The 19,655-nt window shown below is 48.2% G+C and carries 9 protein-coding genes; all 9 read left to right on the top strand.

The window, feature by feature from the left end; all coding sequences use genetic code 11:
• The coding region (locus ONB37_18365) for a TonB-dependent receptor (GenBank protein ID MDZ7402127.1) at nt 1-2,595 on the top strand (2,595 nt) is incomplete at its 5' end.
• A gap of 26 nt (nt 2,596-2,621) precedes the next feature.
• On the top strand, nt 2,622-4,577 hold the full coding sequence (locus ONB37_18370; GenBank protein MDZ7402128.1) for a fibronectin type III domain-containing protein: 1,956 nt from the start codon (nt 2,622-2,624) through the stop codon (nt 4,575-4,577).
• A 56-nt stretch (nt 4,578-4,633) separates the two neighbouring features.
• Complete coding sequence (locus ONB37_18375) at nt 4,634-5,620, top strand: PorV/PorQ family protein (protein ID MDZ7402129.1); 987 nt, start codon at nt 4,634-4,636, stop codon at nt 5,618-5,620.
• Nucleotides 5,621-5,734: 114 nt separating this feature from the next.
• Nucleotides 5,735-9,187 (top strand): discoidin domain-containing protein, encoded by a 3,453-nt coding sequence (locus tag ONB37_18380; protein ID MDZ7402130.1) that lies wholly within the window; start codon nt 5,735-5,737, stop codon nt 9,185-9,187.
• A 238-nt stretch (nt 9,188-9,425) separates the two neighbouring features.
• Nucleotides 9,426-10,463: a DNRLRE domain-containing protein gene (locus ONB37_18385; GenBank protein ID MDZ7402131.1), complete on the top strand. Its 1,038-nt coding sequence runs from the start codon at nt 9,426-9,428 to the stop codon at nt 10,461-10,463.
• 172 nt (nt 10,464-10,635) lie between these two features.
• Nucleotides 10,636-11,559 carry a T9SS type A sorting domain-containing protein gene (locus ONB37_18390; GenBank protein MDZ7402132.1) on the top strand — a complete coding sequence of 308 codons (924 nt, stop codon included), beginning with the start codon at nt 10,636-10,638 and terminating at the stop codon, nt 11,557-11,559.
• 15 nt (nt 11,560-11,574) lie between these two features.
• A complete protein-coding gene (locus tag ONB37_18395) occupies nt 11,575-14,100 on the top strand; it encodes a discoidin domain-containing protein (GenBank protein MDZ7402133.1) in 2,526 nt (841 codons plus the stop codon).
• A 7-nt stretch (nt 14,101-14,107) separates the two neighbouring features.
• Complete coding sequence (locus ONB37_18400; protein MDZ7402134.1) at nt 14,108-16,774, top strand: C10 family peptidase; 2,667 nt, start codon at nt 14,108-14,110, stop codon at nt 16,772-16,774.
• Nucleotides 16,775-17,287: 513 nt separating this feature from the next.
• On the top strand, nt 17,288-19,552 hold the full coding sequence (locus ONB37_18405) for a T9SS type A sorting domain-containing protein (protein ID MDZ7402135.1): 2,265 nt from the start codon (nt 17,288-17,290) through the stop codon (nt 19,550-19,552).
• The last annotated feature ends 103 nt before the right edge of the window (nt 19,553-19,655 follow it).

The raw sequence follows: 19,655 nt of genomic DNA on the forward strand, positions 1-19,655 counted from the left end.
GAGATTCAGATTCTCACGGGTGGTTTTAGCGCCGAATATGGCCAGGTGCGTTCGGGTTTGATCAATGTGGTCACCAAAGAGGGCGGCGATAAATACTATGGCTCCATCGATGTTCGCTATCGCCCGCCAGAGATCAAACATGTAGGGGCTAATATCTACAGCCGCCAGAACTGGTGGCAAATCGGCCGTTATACATTCTTGGACACGATTCGGGGGCCTGAATATACCAACTGGCGTGGAGCAGTCGTGCCCAGTTGGAAAAATGAATATGGTGAAAACATTGATGCCAATTACGATGGCAAGCCTGATTTCGAGGGCTGGCGTGCTCGCTACCAGTCCTATTTTGTAGGTCCCAATGCGCGCACCAAGGAGATCAACGGGGTGGATAAGACGACTTTGTCGCCAGAAGAGCTGTTGCAGGCTGAAGAATATTTTTTGCGCACCTGGAACTATGAGCGGCCAGATGCTTATATTGAACTCAATTTTGGCGGCCCCGTGCCATTCCTGGGCAAAAAGCTGAGTTTCAATGTTGATGGCTATTATGACCGCCAGAGCTATCCTATCAAAGTCTCCAAAAACTACTTTCTTGATGACGTTGTTAATTTAAAACTCAAATACGAAATCAATCCCAATATGATCCTGCGCTATCGGGGGAGTTATGGGGAATTACAGACGGTTGCGTTTGCCTTTTATGAGGCGGGCCTAGATCCGCGCAACACCTCTTCGGCGTCGAATTATTTCTTGCGTAATCAGGCCCGCAATATGTTCAATTGGGGGAGTCGAACCACAGCCTATTACAAATGGACGGCAAGTAATGGCCTGCGGTTCACTCACGTGATCAATACCAATACCTTCTGGGAGGCAAATTATCAGTACTCTCGGAATACCTATCGGTTGCGCTATGAGATGCCCCTGCGCGATTTGAATAAGCCGGCTTACCATACCACCACCGATTCCACCCCGGTATATTGCAGCGAAGCTCCCTATGGTCGCTATGAATCCTTCAATCCCCCGCCGAATGGAACCTACGTCGATCCCAGCACGGGCAAATCGCATGTCGTTTGGAATCGCCCGCCGGAAATGCCACAAAATTTTGGGTACCAGGCCGAGAACCAGGACAATAGCTGGTATGAGTCGCACAATCTCAAAGCTGATTTCACCAGCCAAATCAATCAATTCAATCAGCTCAAATCCGGGTTCGCGTTGAACTATGAAATCATGCATCTGTACATGGGCAATAGCGATCGGTTTATCAAGGAAATCTGGGGTCGATCCGGTGGCGCCAGTACCGGGTGGAAGCCGACATCACAACATGGCGACTATAGCTATTGGGAGGGGGGTGCTTATCTTCAGGATAAGATTGAATTCGAGGGTATGATCATGAACCTGGGGCTGCGAGCAGATTTTTACAAAGCCAATTCGCCATGGTTCTTGAATATGTGGAATTACTATTATGGCTCCAGCGCCTATCAGTTCGATGCCAATGGAAATCCGGTACAGGGTACTTATTACAGTGTTGCTTACGATAGCTTGCAATTTGCACCCCATAAAAATGGTCCATTTAAGTGGGCGATTGGTCCACGAATTGGCATTTCCCATCCGATCACCGAAAAGGCAAAAATATTTTTTAACTATGGGTACTTTTTCCAGCGTGCCAGCACCCGAGATTTATTGGTGAATGATTGCAATCCCTATTTCCCTCTTAACCGGATGTGCAATCCCAATCTGAAATTTCGGAAAAATATCAATTATGAATTTGGGGTGGAACAGGATGTTGCCAATCTGTTTACCTATCGGATAACCGGCTACTACAAGGATGTTTACAATGAGATTGGCCTGGTGCGCTATCAGCCCACCAGCGCTTTTTATCCGAGCCGGGATACGGATCCTTATGATCGACCTGAAAATAATCTCTATCGCGATATTCGAGGCGTTGAAGTGGAGCTTAAGGGCACATTCTTCCGTTATTTTCAGGGCCGCGCCAATTATAATTATATGCTGACCCGAGCGGGACAGTATGGCTATGACATAATTTATCAGGATCCGTATATCGAAAATCGGCTCAAAAGCCCGGAAGCGGATCAACCAAAACCCCGGCCGATTTTTCGATTGACGCTCATGTTCACCAGTCCTACCGCCGCCAAAGGAAGCTCCATCGGGAAAAAATTGCTGTCGGATTGGGAAATTTCTGGCTATTACCGCTGGGAAGCCGGGGAATGGTTTCGCTGGACTCGTGGCGCCTGGGCTAATAAGTTTCCGGGCAAAGATACCAATGTCCAATGGAAGCCTTATACCAATGGCATAGATTTGCAAATCTACAAAGGCGTTAAAATCGCGGGCGTGAATGCTCGGGCTTATGTCAATATCCAGAACCTGCTGAATTCAAAACAGCTTATTCGACAGGCGCTTGAAGCGCAGGGGACAAGTGCTGGCTTCAGCTTCACCGATTATATGGATTATCTCGAAATCAAAGGCAAATTCGAACCAGGATGGTACGATGATCTGGCAGAGGAGATGTTAATGCGTGCTGGACCTTATTATGCCTATTTCAAGATGCCACGGGCTATTGTTTACGGCCTGGAGCTTTATTTTTAAACCTGATGAGATACAGGAGAATTTCAATGCCTCGACAAATCGCCATTATATATCTGATATCGATTTTACTAATTGGCTCCGTTGGGATCGCTCAAGAGCGTTATACGGTTTGCGGTCGCTATGGTGTAAGCGTAACGGCTACCGGATCGATTGGCGGCTTTTATTGGCCCCGCGATTTTATCTACTGCCAGAACGGCGGCGGCAGCACTTGGGACCTGCTGGTAGAGAATTGGTCCGGACCCAATATCGAAGGATATGCTGTTCCTGGCGATATCCAGATGGGAAGCTGGACCACCATTAAGCAGGTCAAAAAAATTCGCTATCCTTATCCAACCGTTACCGTTACTGGCCAGGATATTACCACTACTGATGTTTATGATGAGATTGATGCGAAACTGCCTAGCGATCAGATGATCGAAACCATTGTCAATTCCTATGTTGGGGTGACGCTGCGGCAGCGGGTTTATGCCTGGAGCCATCCAAAGTATCAGGATCTTGTCATCGTACATTTGCAGCTTATCAACACGGGCAATAGTGATGCGGATGCAGAGATCGAGTGGCCTAATAACAGTTTTTCAGCCCTGTGGTTATTCATGGTTAACGTGTTTAATCCAGGCCTGGGCAGTCATGATGAGCTTTGTGATCGAACCCATACCAAAAATGACCGACAGACTGAATATAGCAGTGTCCAGATTCTCTGCTGGGAAGGGGATGATCCGAATGCTCCAGGGATGCAAGATTTTTCCCGACCCCAAATTTTGCATGCGTCGGTCGGTCGGGATCCACGGGATACCTGGGCCGGCAAGATGGTCAATAATGAGGGCGATCCCAAACCTGAGACTGGCGAGTTCATGTCGCCGATGTATGTCGGCTCGGGCGTGATCCACATCGATAGATCGGCCGCCGACCGCAGCAACGACCTGTCGAAAATCCGCTTGGTTTTGTGGGACACTTATTACTGGTTGTATCACGGTCGCACGGAATCGCGAACGGATCGCTATAACGTTTTTCGCAACGGTTTAGATGACGTGCGATTCTCCACCGACAATGATCCGGATGCGGCTAATCCGCTGACCGATGCGCAACGGGCGCTCAGTTCGTTTGGGCCCTGGGAACTGGCATTTAATGACACCATCAATATTGTCTTTTTCAGTGGGGCTGGCGGGATCAATTCTCATCTGTGTCAGGAAAAAGGAGCGGAGTGGTTACACTGGTGGCAAACCGGAGAAGGATCGTTTGATGACGCTGCCAAAGCCAAGCTTTTGCGCACCGGTCGGGATTCGCTCTTGAATTACTTTGACCTGGCTAAGAAACTATGGGAAAATCAGTTGATCATTCCGGAGGGACAAAATCCCCAGCCGCCGAAAAGTCTGACGGTAGATAATATGGACAGCAATTACATTCGTCTCGAATGGCAACCGTCCTCTACGCCGGCTAACGTGGTCAAGTATAACATCTATTATTCCGAGGGCAGCCGGGATGCTCGATATTCGTTGCTGGATACCGTAGCCGCCAATCCCGCAATTAAAAATTACACCTATTTTTTTCGAAATCCCAAGCCTGGATTTGCCTATTATTTCAATCTCACCGCAGTGGATCACCGGGGAAATGAAAGCAGCCAGTATCTCTGTCAGACCAATCGTCTGGCTGTACACGCAGGCCTGGCAAAAGGATCCGCAATCGATCATGTCCGCATCGTGCCCAATCCATTTGTCATGGATCCCAATGCCATCCAAAACTATCCCGGTGAACGGGATAAGATTATGGTAGCGGGATTGCCAGGACGCTGTAACATCCGTTTTTATACCCTCACTGGAGATCTGGTAGATGAGATCGAGCATCGGGACGAATTTTCAGGTGGGAGAGAATGGCTGACGATCTCCCGGTTCAGGCAATATCTTGCCAGCGGGGTTTACATCTACCATGTGCAAAGCCTAGATGGCAAAGGCGAAAAGACTGGCAAGTTTATCATCATTCGTTAGAATCGAACTATTTGAATTTTATCTTTGATTTCAGCTCGGTTATCAAGGAGCCAATTATGAAGAAATTTATTCTAACTACGACCTTCCTATTTCAACTTGTCACAGCCCTGACATCTACGAATGCCCAAACCAATAAATCCGATAAATTTCCCGAATCTCCAGAATTAAAAAAAGTTGGTCAGGCTGGTTACACCTTCTTAAAAATTGGGGTGGATGCCCGGGCCAGTGGACTGGGGGAAGCATCTGTAACCATGGAGAATGACGCTGCAACGTTGTTCCTTAATCCGGCGGGTATTACTTCGATTGCAAGGAATTCGGTTTTTTTGGGCTATACCACCTGGATCGCCGATGTTCAAAAGACGGCCGCCGCCTTTGCTAGGAATCTTGGGCAATGGGGCCATATTGCCGTCAGCGCGGCATTTATGGATTACAACTCGATAGAAGGAACTGAAATCGATCCCTTTGATCCCATGGGATATCGGGATATTGGCAACATTGGCTTGCAGGAGTATGTCATCGGGCTGACCTATGGTCGGCGCTTTACCGATCGCTTTGGGTTAGGAATCACTGCCAAATATTGCAGCCAGGATTTGCAAGCTAAGAGTTCTAATGTGATCGCCTTTGACGTGGGCACTATTTATGACCTTCGCTGGCACGGCATCAAAATTGGTATGAGCATCCTGCATTTTGCCCGCAATATGAAATACATCGAAGAGACTTATCGTTTGCCACTTACTTTTAACATCGGAGCCACCATTGATGTCCTGTCGGCGGCTAACCTTGAAAACGATCTGCATCAATGGTGCTTTTTCATCGCGGCCAATAATCCGATTGACTATTCGGAACGAGTTCATTTAGGGACAGAATACTGGTACAAAAATATGGTAGCATTGCGCTGTGGTTATAAATTCAATTATGATGAAGAAGGCGTGACTTTCGGTGGTGGCATCCGATACGATGGATTTGATTTGAACTATTCTTATGCCGATTTTGGCCGTTTTTTGGGTTCAGTCAACCGTTTGTCATTGAGTTTTAATTTCTAATTCATAGAAATAGCTGGAAAGGAGGTGATAGCTGCCACTTGAATTATTCAAATCAGCGTTTCTTTTTCATAGCTAATTTAAAAGAATTATTTAAACAATCAAGGAGAAAGCAATATGATGAAGAGGGTACTTGTCACGATCATGGCATTGCTGTTGATCAGTAGTTTTGCGATGAGCCAGGTCGTCAATGACGTAAATGTCGCCCTGAAAAAAACGGCGACAGCGGGAAATTCTAACAGCAGCTATCCTCCAGCAAAAGCCATTGATGGAGATCGGTCAGAAGGGTCGCGTTGGGCAGGCAATATGGCAGATAATTGGTTCGTCGTGAATTTAGGAGCGCCTTACCTGATCGATGCGTTCGATTTGCAGACCTATCGCAACGACAAATACAGCTTTATCGTGGAAGTGTCCGCTGATAGCACCAATTGGGACATGGTGGTGGATCGCTCGGGTACCCCCACCGAAGGGGAACTTCGCTATCCGTACACGACCGACAAACCCAGAATTTGGGTAAACCGGTTCGACCCCAAAACGGCTAAATATGTTCGGATAAAATTCCCGGGTTCTGGCTGGCGCAACGTGGAAGAAATGCGAGTTCTCTATTCCCACGGTCATCACCATGGGCCAGTTTGGATCAATGGATCTGGTCTCTCGGCTACTAAAATTAAAGTTGAATGGGGGCAGATCGAGGCGGTGGATCAATTTACGGTTTACAAATCCGAAGACCGGATCGCTTTTACGGCGGTGGGCACAGTCGCTGGCAGCGTAACTAACCTGGAAGTGACAGATCTCAAAAACAACACGGGCTATTATTTTACTGTGACCGCTGAGAAAGGTGGAGTAGCAGTGGCGGCTGCGGATACGGTTTTATTGAAAACAACCAAGGGCATTACCAACTTCGCTGCTGAGCGCTATTCCACCGAACAAATCCGATTGACCTGGACTAACCTCACGGACGGTCTGGCGCAAGGCATTGTGATCAAAATGGCGCTTGTCGCATCAGCGTCATTAGACAGCATCAAAACGGTTTCAGGGATGGAGGATACGGTCATTATCGGCGGTCTGACTGCTAACACCAGCTACCAATTCCAGGCCATTCCCTTTGATTTATCAGGCCAATGGACTGCCTCGGATATTGCGAAAGCCACGACCTTTCCGCTGCGCCTGCCAATTGAGGGCACTGGCGTACTGGTGGATGAAGATTTTACCGACGGCTCGTTTAGCGATGCTCATCAGTGGAAAATTTCACCAACCATTGGAAAAGTCGGATTCTTTACTCCGAACAATCGGAATTTTGCTTATGGCCTCTCCCGGCAGTTGAGAGACGGGGATGATCACTGGCAGCCGATCACCTGGGGCAATTGGGACGACCGTAATGGCAATGGAGTTGTCGATCCCGGCGAATATCTGCCGCGAAAGTTAAACAAAGCTGAAGATGTGTTGATCTACAAATTCAGGCATTTTTCCGATGTGGCGCAATCGAGCCCCGAATATTTCAAATTGCAGGGAACCATCCTTGGGCCGAAATTGGCAGTAGAAATTGGGGGCTGTCATAACAATAACGATGGCACCTGGGGCGGCCGTCAGGTGAAAGTCAGGGTTAATAATAAAAGCATCTTTGGTTCAGGAAATGAGTGGTTATTCCCCGACAGCTATAATCATGCCAATTTACCCAAAGCACACAATGATAGCACGCTGGGATTGGACTTCGAGAATCTATTCGTCATCCGACCCATTCCAGGCCATAACATCACCAATGTTGAACATTTTGGTCATAACATGTATGGAGATCATATCTCCCTCAGCGATCTGAATTCAGATTCGCTGGCCACCGAAGCGATCATTGAAAAATGTGATTTCATCTTGCAGCGTCCCGGATTAAGCGGGGCGATTATCCGTCCCGGAGTGGCACCGAAAGATGCGCAGGTCGGATTCAAGCATGTGAGCATTGGCATTACCAAATGCACCGATGCGAATCTCGATTACATCACCGATGTGGAAGACTTTTTCATTATGGCCTCCAATTGGGGTCCCCTTGATACATTGTTGGTTCCCACCGGGAATCCCCGCGATCCCTACAAAAAAGTTCTGTTGTACAAAACCCTGTTGCATGGTGATTTCAACAACAACGATGTCGTCGAAGCAACCGATTTCGATGTGTTGAAAAAATTCTGGGGCACAGGAAAGAAGCAGGAGACAGTCCTCTATCGCTATGAAGCGCCGCAGCCGCGGCCGGCCGATCACCGCCTGGTTGCTGAGGTGAATACCAAGAACGGCCTGGTTCGACTGGTCGGCATGGATCAGCTCAAGGTCGTAGGTTATAAGCTTTATTCTAAAGCCGGTGGTTTTCGCTACGGTCCTAAAAACAATTTGCTCAAGGGCCTGAAAACGGTCAGTGCGACCGAAATCAGCGAATGTGACATTAATCCAAAAATTTTCACGGCACCCACCCCACGGGATCAGGCCGAAAAACGAATCCATGAACTGGGTAAAATCTATAATTATGACATCAATCCCAAAGACCTGGTGCTGGTCTGGCAGGATACGCTGGGTGGCAAGACCATGATCGGTGGCGTTAACTACATCGATACGGATTTCGACGGGATGTTCATCGCCAAATCGGATAGCATGAGACCCGATACGACCAATGCTCTGGTATTCGCTTATTATCAGTTTGAAGTTGGTCGTCGAAATCTCTTTTGGAATAAGAACGGTGGTCGGGACATTGGTCAGCAGTTCAAAGTGCCTGGCGTGACGGTATTGGATAAAATCACCATTGCCATTAAACCGGTCTGGTGGGTGCCAGGAACGCTGGAAACATCCAAAGCTGCGGAAGGTGATGGTGCCTTCTTGAAGATCGTGAAATGCGCCACAAAAGATGCGGCCAGCGTAGTGGGAACGGTGGCCACTTATTACGGTAATTTCCCCAGCACCCTGGATACGCTGAAACATCGGTTTATCACCTTCGATTTGCCCGGTGAGGGCATCACGCTGCGGCCTATGGGCGGTGATAGCACCTGGGGCTTTATCGTGGGTTTTGTTAGTCCCAAGGAAGGTCGTGAGGTTTGGCTTTCCATGGTAGAACCGCAGAGCAACCCGAATCAGCTTTATCCTGACTATCCCGATGGAGATAAAATCGATTTCTCCTGGAAGCAAGATCGGGATGTGGATGGCGCTTATAAATATAATCCCTGGGGCTGGCAATGGGCGCATCAATTAACATTCTGGCTGGAAGCGTCCAAAATCGGGGGCACGGCCGTCGAAAATATTGCTGACAGTCAGTTGCCAACCCAATTTGATCTGGCGCAAAACTATCCCAATCCGTTCAACCCCACGACCACGATCACTTTTAGTTTGCCCAGTTATAGCGATGTTTCCTTGAAGATTTATGATCTCACTGGTCGGGTGGTCAAAGAGGTCGTGAATGCGAAATATCCCGCCGGCATTCACAACATCATCTGGAATGGAACCGACACCCATGGCCATCAGGTGGCCAGCGGCGTATACTATTATAGTTTGAAAGCTGATCATTTCAGTGCAACCAAAAAAATGATGTTGATTAAGTAGCAGTTATCGCTTTAAAAGCCATTGGAATAAAGAGCCAGGCATCAATGATCACCTGGCTCTTTGTCCTTAAGCCTAGACCTCTACAAAATGGAAAAATCTGTCATTCTAATTTACTTGTTGGCGGCAAAGGAATCCCGCGATTCGGTGATTTTTTCATTAATATGTGCCGAATGGCCGATGGATTCTCAAGATGATTTGATATTTTGACCCATCCTCTTAAGCATTGAAAGGAGTAACGATGAAAAAATTTTACCAATTCGTCTGGTTGATCGCATTTGTGCTGATGGCCGGGGCTATGTTACCAGAGGCTTTTGGCCAGCAGCCCGATTACGTCATCATCACTGAAGCCGACACGTGGATCAATGGTGGCGATCAGGCAGATATTGCCCATGGCGCCGACACCGATAAAGAGCATACCATTTTGGTTGTTAAAAATGAGGGCGATCCCGGCGCGTCTCGATATTGGCGGGAGTCGTTGCTGCGCTTTGACCTCTCCGCAGTCACCGAAGAAATCGGTATGGCCGTATTAAAGCTCTGGAGTAATGGTAAGAACAGCACATACTCTGATAGCTTTAAATTGGTTTACGCCTGTTCGTTCATTCCCGATGATAATTGGAATGAAAAAACCGTTACCTGGAACACCGCACCGTTGCCCGACTTTAGCTATGAACTCCAGGTAGGCGATTTTTACAATATTGGCACCCAGCAGGATTCGGTCATCGAAAAGGGCGTTACTGTTTTCAGAAAACTTTATGGTTGGACTATCGGTGGAAAACTGAAAACCGACATTGTCGAGCGAGAACGCAAAGGCGATAAAAAGATCAGCATCGATATGTGGGGCAAGACCAAAAAGCTGGTCTGGTCCGATCCAGATACCTGGATCAGCTTTGTCGCTCGGGATAGTGTGGGAGCCGATTCTCTGCACCCCCGGTTGCTGATCTGGAAAAAAGGCAATGAGCCAACATGGGTTAGCGATCGTTCGCAGGGCGCTCAAGTTTATAGCTATGCGCTTGGCCCAAATTATCCCAATCCTTTCAATCCAGCTACGACCATCCAGTACGCCATTAAAGAAGCGGGCCGGGCAACGTTAACGATTTTCAATGTACTGGGACAGCCAATTCGAACTTTCGATCAAATTGCAGCCACCCCGGGCTGGCATCAACTTCACTGGGATGGTTTAACAGATCAGGGGCTGGTAGCACCGGCTGGAATTTATTTCTATCAATTGCGCGCGGGCGATTTTATAGCCACCCGAAAAATGGTTTTGACAAAGTAATATGTTCTAAAAGTGAAAAGTGGAAGCATCGAGATCAACCAATTCGCCATCCAAATCATTTTGATATCGGTTATCGATGGCATTCAATTTATCGTTATTGAAATGCGATGCATCATGTGGCTGTAATACTGCCCATTTTTTCTATTTTTTGGCAAAACAGAGGAGAATTGTAATGACTCGATCGAAGTTAGCCGTGCTTATTATCGTTCTTTCGCTATTTTGCAGTTTATTTTTTATGAATAAATCCGCCGCCCAGAGCTCACAGGGGCTGACCATCTCTAATTTGGTTTTCAAGGGAGTGAGTGGTAATCAACCGCTTCCCACGGACATTCGCTATGATTCGTTGAATGTGGAGCGGCTGTTATGGTGGGATCGCGACGGGGTTTTGAATGCGCCTTCATTAGCCTATGTAACGAAGTATGTTCCGGATTCGCTCATCAAAGCCACCTACATTCTGATGCCGTGCAATGATAAATGGACCACCGATGTGGCCGAATACATGACTTTCGATGTCAATAAAGATGTTGTGATCTTCATTGCTTATGATGCCAGACAACGAGCCAGTTCGCCCACTTTTCCCAACTGGCTGCGGGAATGGACCATGTCCCAGGATTCGATTATGTTTCTGGATGGCTACAAACCGGATGCACCTCAAATTCGCCGAATGGATATTTATCAAAAACGATTTCCTGCGGGCAAGATCGTGCTGGGTAGCAATAACGGAAATGGCGGCTACCACTGGGATGCGTTGCAGTATATCCCGATTTTCAAGGTAGCCACAGCTCCAAGTGAAGTAAGTTCCTTAGAAAAACCAGACCGCTATTCATTTTGGGTGAACAATTATCCGAATCCGTTCAATCCCGTTACGACTGTGGAATTTTCCATTCCAGAAAATTCATGGGTGGAATTGGTGATTTTCAACGTATTGGGTCAGTCAATTTGCACGCTGGCTGATGGGGTCTTTGTCGCTGGTCAATATCGGCTGCAATGGTCAGGTGAAGACCAGAGCGGTCGGGCTGTTCCCGCGGGAATCTATTACTTGAAATTGCGCACCAATAGCCAGACCTTGGTGCATAAAATGCTGCTCTTGCGCTGACAACTTTGGGGGTTGATGAAACCGATGCTGCTTATGTTATGGTGTCCTATGGTTCGATTCTTAAAAGAACTTGCCTGCTTTGTTTGGAGCGGGAAGAATAAAAATAAAACCTGGCTGACGATCTTGTTTTTCATCTGGCTGCTGAGTGGACATGATCTTTATGCCCAAGATTCTGAGTATCGGTTGACCGCAGCTTCGTATCTCGGCGGGACCAGCAATTTCGATGTCATCCGAGGAGCGGCTATTCTGTCCGATCAAACCGTTGTGGTGGCAGGAGATATTTATGATTCTGCAGCCGGTGGTATCGCGCCGATTTTGCTGAATAATGCCACGTTGGAAACTCCTGGCTGCGTTGTTCGGCTGTCATCGGATGGCAAGCAGTTGCTATCCGTGTCTCGTTTTGCCAGCATTGTTCTCGACCTATCGGTGGATGCCAGCGACCATCTTTATGTGGCCGCCGGGCCTGACGGGGCGTTCAAGCTATCCCCAACCGCAGATCAAATTGTCTGGAAAAAGAGCTTCTCCGATCCCGTCTACCGATTGGATGTGGGGCCGAACGGCTATTGTGCGGTGATGACCCGGCCGGGTACTGATTATGAGATTCTGCAAACCAATCATGTGACGATTCATGTGTTAGATCCAGCGGGCACTGAAATTGGCGCCTTCCCGGGATTGCATTACACCCGAGATGTTTGTATTGACGAAGTTTCGCAAACGGTGGTTCATGTCGGCTGGCGGCCAGCCAACACCTGGGATGGTTCAATGACCAACCCGGTTCACATCCCATATTTCCAGGGCAACGATTATCAGGGCATTGTGAAATATACTGGGTATAACTGGTCTGCTGATCCGAATTCCGACCATTGGTTGAATCGGCCGGAGAACAATATGGCCGATGCCCGAATAAATCGTTGTGAGATGGGCGGCGATGGCAAATTATATTTGCTGGCCGTTTGTTGTGGAGGCAATCATGTCTATCGCTACGATCCGTTTGATATCATGAAAAAGGCGCCGATCGTGGGTGGCGATCAATATCATACGCCCTATAATACTGGGGGCGGCAATCGCAACGAGGTCTTCTTTGGTCGATACGAACCAGCAGATGGTACGATGTTGCTCGGTCAATTATTTATGGCCCGGGATTTCAACAACCAGGTAGGATACACTATGACCAACAATGGCGACATCGCTGTCGATGAGCTCGGCCGTGTGTATGTGGTTGGCGCGGCAGAGGAGAATCTGCCGTTAGCACCGGACCTGCTGCCGGGGGAAAATAAAAGCGGCGGCTTTCTACTGATCATGAGTTCGGATTTTAGAGAACGTCTGTTCCTCACCCGGCTGCAAAGTGGACCGACGCATTACGCTCGAGCTGTCGCTGCCCGACATTTTGGCGTCGGCCCCACCCATATTGCCTGGGGCGGCGATTGTGCCATCCCGTTGCCTCGTCTGTACACGTTCAATGCGATCCAGCCTGATCCCGGGGGTGGTACTCAGGATGCCTTCTTTGCGGTCATCGGCGCACCAGCTTCCAACAGCCCGATCGATTCACCCGGCGGCTTCAGGCTTCGTGCAGTGGATTTTCAGCGCGTTGATCTTTTATGGACGAATTGTTCAAATGAGACAGAGGGCTTTATCATCGAGCGAAAGATCCAGGGGGATTTTGTGACCATTGCCCAGCTCGATTCCAGTACCACAAAGTTCAGCGACCGTGGCTTGCAGCCGCTGACGAGCTATACCTATCGAATGCGGGCATTTCGAGGCTCAGAATTTTCCGCCTATACTTCGAGTTTGAACGTAATCACGCCAGATCCCAGCACCGGCTATTGCCTCGATATCGCCGCCATTTTGGAAGCTGATGATTCCATAGAGAATCCTTTGTCCCATTTGGTCGATGGCGATTTTCAAACTGGGTGGACGGCTCCTTCCCCGACAGGCCACTTTACGCTCGATCTTGGAGCGGTGTGTCGACTCAAGCAGGTGCGTATCGCCTGGAATGAATATCGCCTGAGAACGTATCAATTTGACGTTGAATGTGCCATCGACAGTAGCGCATTTATCAAATTAATCGAAAATGGCAGCAGCAATACCCGCCAGAAAGATTTGCAGCCCTATCCCGTTCCCGAATCGGAAGCCCGCTACGTGCGTATTAGAATCCTCGGCAATTCAGAAGGCCCCCGCTCTCAAACGTTGAATAAGATCATGGAAGTGGAAATTCATGGTTTCCCATCCGGCTCGAAAGTCACCAGCCGACCTCTGCAACCCGAAGCGCATTTTCTATTCCAGAACTATCCCAATCCCTTCAACTCGGGCACCTCGATCCAATATCAACTGCCAGTTTCCAGTCGCGTAGTAATTGAGATAATGACGCTCACCGGTCAACACATCCTCACTCTGCTCGATACCGAACAGCAACCGGGTAGATACAGCGTTTATTGGGATGGCAGGGATAAAAAAGCGCATCAGGTTACCAGCGGCGTTTATTTTTGCCGCATTACTTCACGTCAGTTTTCGGTGACCCAAAAGATGCTACTGCTGCGATGAGGAAGAGATGAGGATCATTAGCTCATATTTGCTGCTAAGCGCATTTATGGTTACTCATCATTTGGGTGGTATCAGCGCTCTTGGCTTTAATACTTTGCAGCAACTCCATCCAGTGGATCGAATCGAATTGCGTTTGTCCCAGCTACCAAATTTCCCTCGCCTCACCGTTTGTCGATTCGATCCATCCGGGTTTGCCGTTGTTATTGAAGATTCCAGCTTATTCCAGGTGGTTGCTTATTCTGAGCATAGTCATTGGCCAGATCATATCGATCCAGAAGAACCGTTCATCAAATGGCTTCACGCGGCGCTCGAAAGGCATCAGGATCATGGCTGGAATCAAGCGAATTTTTCCTTTTCCCGACAGTGGCCGAAAGCTGGAACCACGGCAACCGGAGGATGGCTGGAGACCTGTTGGCACCAGGACGAGCCGTATAATTGGTTTTGCCCGACCGATCCAATTTTGCATCAGCGGTCGAAATTGGGCTGTGCAGCGGTGGCGCTGGGCCAAATCGTTCATTTCCATCGCCACGTAGGCCAGCTCCGCTTTAATGAGCAGGACCGTTATGTGACTTCCAGCTACGGCATCGCCATCGATGCGGATAGCACTCGCCTGGGGTTTCCATCGTTCGAGGCGTTGAATGCTGCGCTGCAAGAGATTCGCAATAGTTATCAGGTACCCCAGCAAGAATTAAATCCAAGCCAGGTTGCTGCCCTTTGTTTTGCCGCTGCGGTATTGACAAAGACCGATTTTAAAGCGGATTACTCATCTGTATCAAATATCGATCCCAACATTTTTGCTCGTTTGGACTATGTTTCGGGTCGATTCATGCAAGCAGATTCGAACCTGTTTTATCAGCTTCAGGAAGACATAATGAACCGGCGACCAGCGCTGCTGATCATTCCCGGTCATGCGGCGGTCGTCGATGGCTACCATACCGATAGATTTTTCCATTTAAACTTCGGCTGGGGCAAAAATAAACCACAGGCAATTGCCGAAGCATGGTTCAAATTGAATGGCAATGGTCATTCTGAGCAAAACATCTTCCCGATCGAAGCGATTGTAAATATCCAGTCGATTGGCTATCCGACGCTTGCGGTGAACAAAACTTATTTGCAATTGAAGTGCAATCCTGGCGACTCGCTCTCGGCAAGCCAATGCCTGCAATTGGAAAATCCGAATGAACAGGCTATTGTGGTCGATTATCTGATCGTTCCGCCAGGCTTTTATCTCAGTGATGATGGCATTACTTATAGTGATTCTCTGCCATCGTTCTCATTGGAGCCTGGCGCAACAAAGCTGATTTTCATCCGGTTTAAGCCGCAACTCATGCCGCTAATTGGTGATTTGCTCGTTTCTTATCATCAAGAGCAAAATTGGCGGGTAATCAGGCTTCGGGGCGAAATTGCTCCGTTGAGTGGGACCCTGGTTTTCAGCGGCAGAATATCCGGCCGCTGGGCAAAAACTCAATCGCCTTTTCATATATTGGGTGATGTCTTTCTTCGTGATGGGGATCAGTTGATCATTGAACCCGGGGTGGACGTGCTATTCTGGGGTCATTATGAACTGGAAATTAAAGGGGAGGCTCAATTCATCGCCAGAGGCAGCCCTGAGGATACGATCCGATTTCGACCGGTATTTCCCGATATTGGATGGGGAGGCATTCACATCTTCAACTCTGGCGCAGATGATGTCCTCAGCTTTTGCTCGATTTCGGGCGGGAAGTCTACATCATGGGGTGGAGGCATATGGATTGCAGATAGCGCGCCACTGATTCGAAATTGCCGCATCACTACCAACAACGCCAGCTATGGTGGCGGCATTTATCTTTGGAAATCGTCACCGACAATTCGGAATTGTATAATAGCTGGTAATACGGCGCAGCAGGGCGCGGCCCTCTATGCGGAATGGTTCTCCCAGCCTTATGTCGTCAATTGTACCATTGCCGATAACCTGGCTCGAACTGGCGCTGGCATCTATGCCAGCTATCATAATCATATTCTGCTTAAAAATTCAATTCTATGGGATAACCATGCAGAGCAAGGGCAAAGTATCGCTCTTGGCATGGCTGATACATTGATCTTGAGCTATTGCGATATGGACACGCTGAGCGAGGCCTGGCTCTGCCGAAGTAACTCCAGCGGACCAATCCTCCGGGATGTCGGAAGCATAACTGCCGATCCCGATTTTGATGCGATTTCCCCGCTGCTTTTCGTTCCAGGGGCAAATTCCCCCTGCATTGATGCTGGCGATCCCGATCCAATTTTTTATGACAGAGAAAACCCAAATCGACATGGCCTGGCGCTCTGGCCAGCAAAAGGTGGATTGAGGAATGACATGGGTTGTTATGGTGGTGGGGGCGATTTCGAGTCCACCGATATTTTGCAGGAAAAACGGGCTAAGCCCGAACCGATGCAAGAGATATTCATCCAGAATTTTCCAAATCCCTTCAATGAGGAGACCAGTTTTTATTATCAACTTCCTGTTGCGGGACAGGTAAAGCTCCATGTATATAACGGAATCGGGCAATTGGTATCAACTCTATGTGATGAATTTCAAACAGCGGGAGACCATAAAATTGTCTGGGCTACGCATGGTTTAAGCTCCGGACCGTATTGGCTGCAAATCGTTGCGGGTGATTTGGTCCAGATTAAAAAATGTATACTTATCAAATAAGCTTTAGATTATTCCAAATAGATCTGGCGAGGGGAAACCAGTAGCATCAGCAAAAAGTGTTGCCGTGATGTGAATGAATTCGGTAGCTGCAAATAAAATTTATCAGTGAGAGCACCAAATAGGTTACATGTCAGCGTTATTTCGTCCGTCCGCCAACTGTCGGACAGAGAGAAATCTGTGAAACCAACAGTTGCTTGAAAGACATGTTCCTCACTCCATTCGGAATGACAATTCAAATGTAAAATATACATTGGTCCCAGCAGTAAATAGGGCTTGAACGACACCGCCATGTTTTCTCCAAATCTGTCATTGCGAAAGAAGTGAAGCAATCCTTGTTGTTTTGTGATTTATAAAAATTGCTTCTGCAAAAACGCCTCGCAAAGGCATCAAATATAGTGTTCAGTGAATTTTCGCAAATGATGCTGTCCTAAAAAATATGGTTGGTTGCTCGTTGGTTGCTTATCATTATCACATTCATTATCGTTCAACCTGGCTGACAAAACCAGAGGCAAAATGAATCTTTCAATCATAAATCGAAATGGTCTTATCTTATTGTTTGCTATTTTTTGTCCGCTACTGGTTTATCCACAAGCAACCGATCCAGAAGATGCCGCTTTTCGACCGGATTCAATTTGGGAAAACAGTTACCAGCAGCGTCTTCAGAAGCTGGTTGATCATTATGAGATCTGGCCTATCGAATATCCGCCTGGTGATGCTGACGCCGGCAAGCGCGCTTGGCCAGCATTATTAGCGAATATGTGGAAGCATCACCATGATGCCACTGTGCTGCGGGCCTGGATTGACGGGAGGGGCCGTGACTGTTTGTTTGATAACGTAATTGGTTCTTTTTATAAACCATTTTCATGTGCTGGGTATTGTCTGTATTATTTCAGCTACAAGTCCCTGCTTCCAACCGATCAACTGGAACAGGTCAAGCGAATGATGGCGCAAACTGGCTGGCGCTATTGCAGTCGGCCCGACCACCACATGGATCCGCTCTATGCCATCACCGAGTTCAATTCGGAGAATTTTGACTGGCTGGCGCGACTGGCAGGGCTGCTAATGGCCCACGAATTTAACGATCAAACCTACATCAGCTATTTTAATCATTATGCCGACAACTGGGTGCGAGCGCTTTATCATTGTGGTCGGCTGGAATGGGATTCACAGAATTATTTCGCTTATTGTTTTCAACCCGCGCTGGTGTTGTACGAATACGCACCAACACTCAAAATCAAGCATCAGGCTCAGGCAGTGCTGGACTGGATGCTGATCACCACGGCGCTTCATTATCTGGACGGCTTTCAAGTCGGTCCGGACGTTCGTGCGAAATCAAATGCCTATGAACCATTTTCCGGTTCCGCCTGGTTTTATACCTATCTCTATTTTGTTGGGCCAGAATACCATCCGAGTTTTGCTCCAGAAAGGGCCATTCAAAATGTTTCAGTCAATTTCATCGGTTATCCGCTATATAGTTCCTATCGTCCACCCCAAGTCGCCCTCGATCTGGCGCAACGGAAATTCCAGACCCCAATTGAAATGCACAATGCCAAGCCTTATTATGGCCTCGATTTCAATAATTATCGAGATTGGAATGGGCAAGCCTTTAACAGTCGCCGCTTTGAATTTGAAACTCTATATCTGGAAAAAAATTACACCCTGGGCAGCGCAGCGACCTACCGCCCCGATGGCAACGCTCGCATGAACACTCAGGGACAGATGATGTTTTCGGAGCAAAGTGTCTGGCGGCTGGGAGTTGTTGGCGATGATAGCGGTTGTCTGCAGGTCTTTGGCAATGCTGGTGCTCTGGAGGAAATGGCCGGCCGTTGTCCGCAAGAGGAAATGGGCCAGGATCGCAACGTCCTGATGCGGCTCATTCGAGGGACCGACCGAATGTGGGTGGCTATCCCTAATCAACGTCCCATTTCGTGGCACCATGACACTGCTTTTGTGGATATGGGCCATGATGTGTACGTCGCTGTGATTCCCCATCGCGCCCTATTTCATAGCGTCGATCGTTTCTCTTCCAGCCACGAGAAGCTGACCTGGTATTTTTCAACCAATGAATTAGCCGGTTTGATCATGGAAGTCGGCACGGCACACGAACATGGCAGTTACGCCAACTTCATTTGCCAGGTGCAAAACAACACCACGGTGAAGAGTCAAAGCCCAGACCAGATTGAATATTGCTCGACACTGGGACGCCGGTTGCGAATGCAATACCAGCCGACGACCCATTACGTTTTGATCGACGGCACAGTCATTGATCCTGCCGGGGTTATTCCGCGCGTTTGGGTCGAAGAAGGAGAATTAGATTTTGAAAAATGGCAGAGTTATCAGGTATGCTATGGCGAGGATATTGTTCATCAGGATTGGGGCAGCGGCGTCCTGACCGCACAGTGCCTGGGTCGGGGGCTACGAATCCGTGTGTCACCGCACACCGCTGAGGTAAGCTACGAACGGATTGGCAACCACTCGACTGGTGTCACACCACGAACGGGAATGCGACATCCGAACAAGTCGCTTGGACTCTGTGCTTATCCCAATCCATTTAATCATTCGATAACCATTGAATTTGAATTACAAACTGGCGACCCTTATGAGCTAAAAATTTATGACCTGTTGGGACGAACGTTGTTTCAGCGGACAGGCCAATCGATTCAAGCGGGGCGACAGTCCCTCAACTGGAGCTCGATGGAAATTCCCGCCAGCGTTTTGTGGTGTACTTTGAAAAGCCATCAGCAATGTCAGACAATCAAATTGGCGCTGGTAAAATGATAACAAGATTCGAGGCGATAGGTTCATCCCATCAGGAAGCATGCTCGGACAAAACGGAACGATCTCGGCTATATTGAAGCTGCTTTCAGAGGTGGCTTCTTTA

The sequence above is a fragment of the candidate division KSB1 bacterium genome (genome assembly GCA_034506395.1).
Taxonomy (GTDB): Bacteria; Zhuqueibacterota; Zhuqueibacteria; order Thermofontimicrobiales; family Thermofontimicrobiaceae; genus Thermofontimicrobium.

Excerpts from the sequence above, each read along its gene's own strand:
- ONB37_18370 (MDZ7402128.1), top strand. The coding sequence starts at position 2,622 with ATGCCTCGACAAATCGCCATTATATATCTGATATCGATTTTACTAATT.
- ONB37_18375 (MDZ7402129.1), top strand. The coding sequence starts at position 4,634 with ATGAAGAAATTTATTCTAACTACGACCTTCCTATTTCAACTTGTCACA.
- ONB37_18380 (MDZ7402130.1), top strand. The coding sequence starts at position 5,735 with ATGATGAAGAGGGTACTTGTCACGATCATGGCATTGCTGTTGATCAGT.
- ONB37_18385 (MDZ7402131.1), top strand. The coding sequence starts at position 9,426 with ATGAAAAAATTTTACCAATTCGTCTGGTTGATCGCATTTGTGCTGATG.
- ONB37_18390 (MDZ7402132.1), top strand. The coding sequence starts at position 10,636 with ATGACTCGATCGAAGTTAGCCGTGCTTATTATCGTTCTTTCGCTATTT.
- ONB37_18395 (MDZ7402133.1), top strand. The coding sequence starts at position 11,575 with ATGAAACCGATGCTGCTTATGTTATGGTGTCCTATGGTTCGATTCTTA.
- ONB37_18400 (MDZ7402134.1), top strand. The coding sequence starts at position 14,108 with ATGAGGATCATTAGCTCATATTTGCTGCTAAGCGCATTTATGGTTACT.
- ONB37_18405 (MDZ7402135.1), top strand. The coding sequence starts at position 17,288 with ATGAATCTTTCAATCATAAATCGAAATGGTCTTATCTTATTGTTTGCT.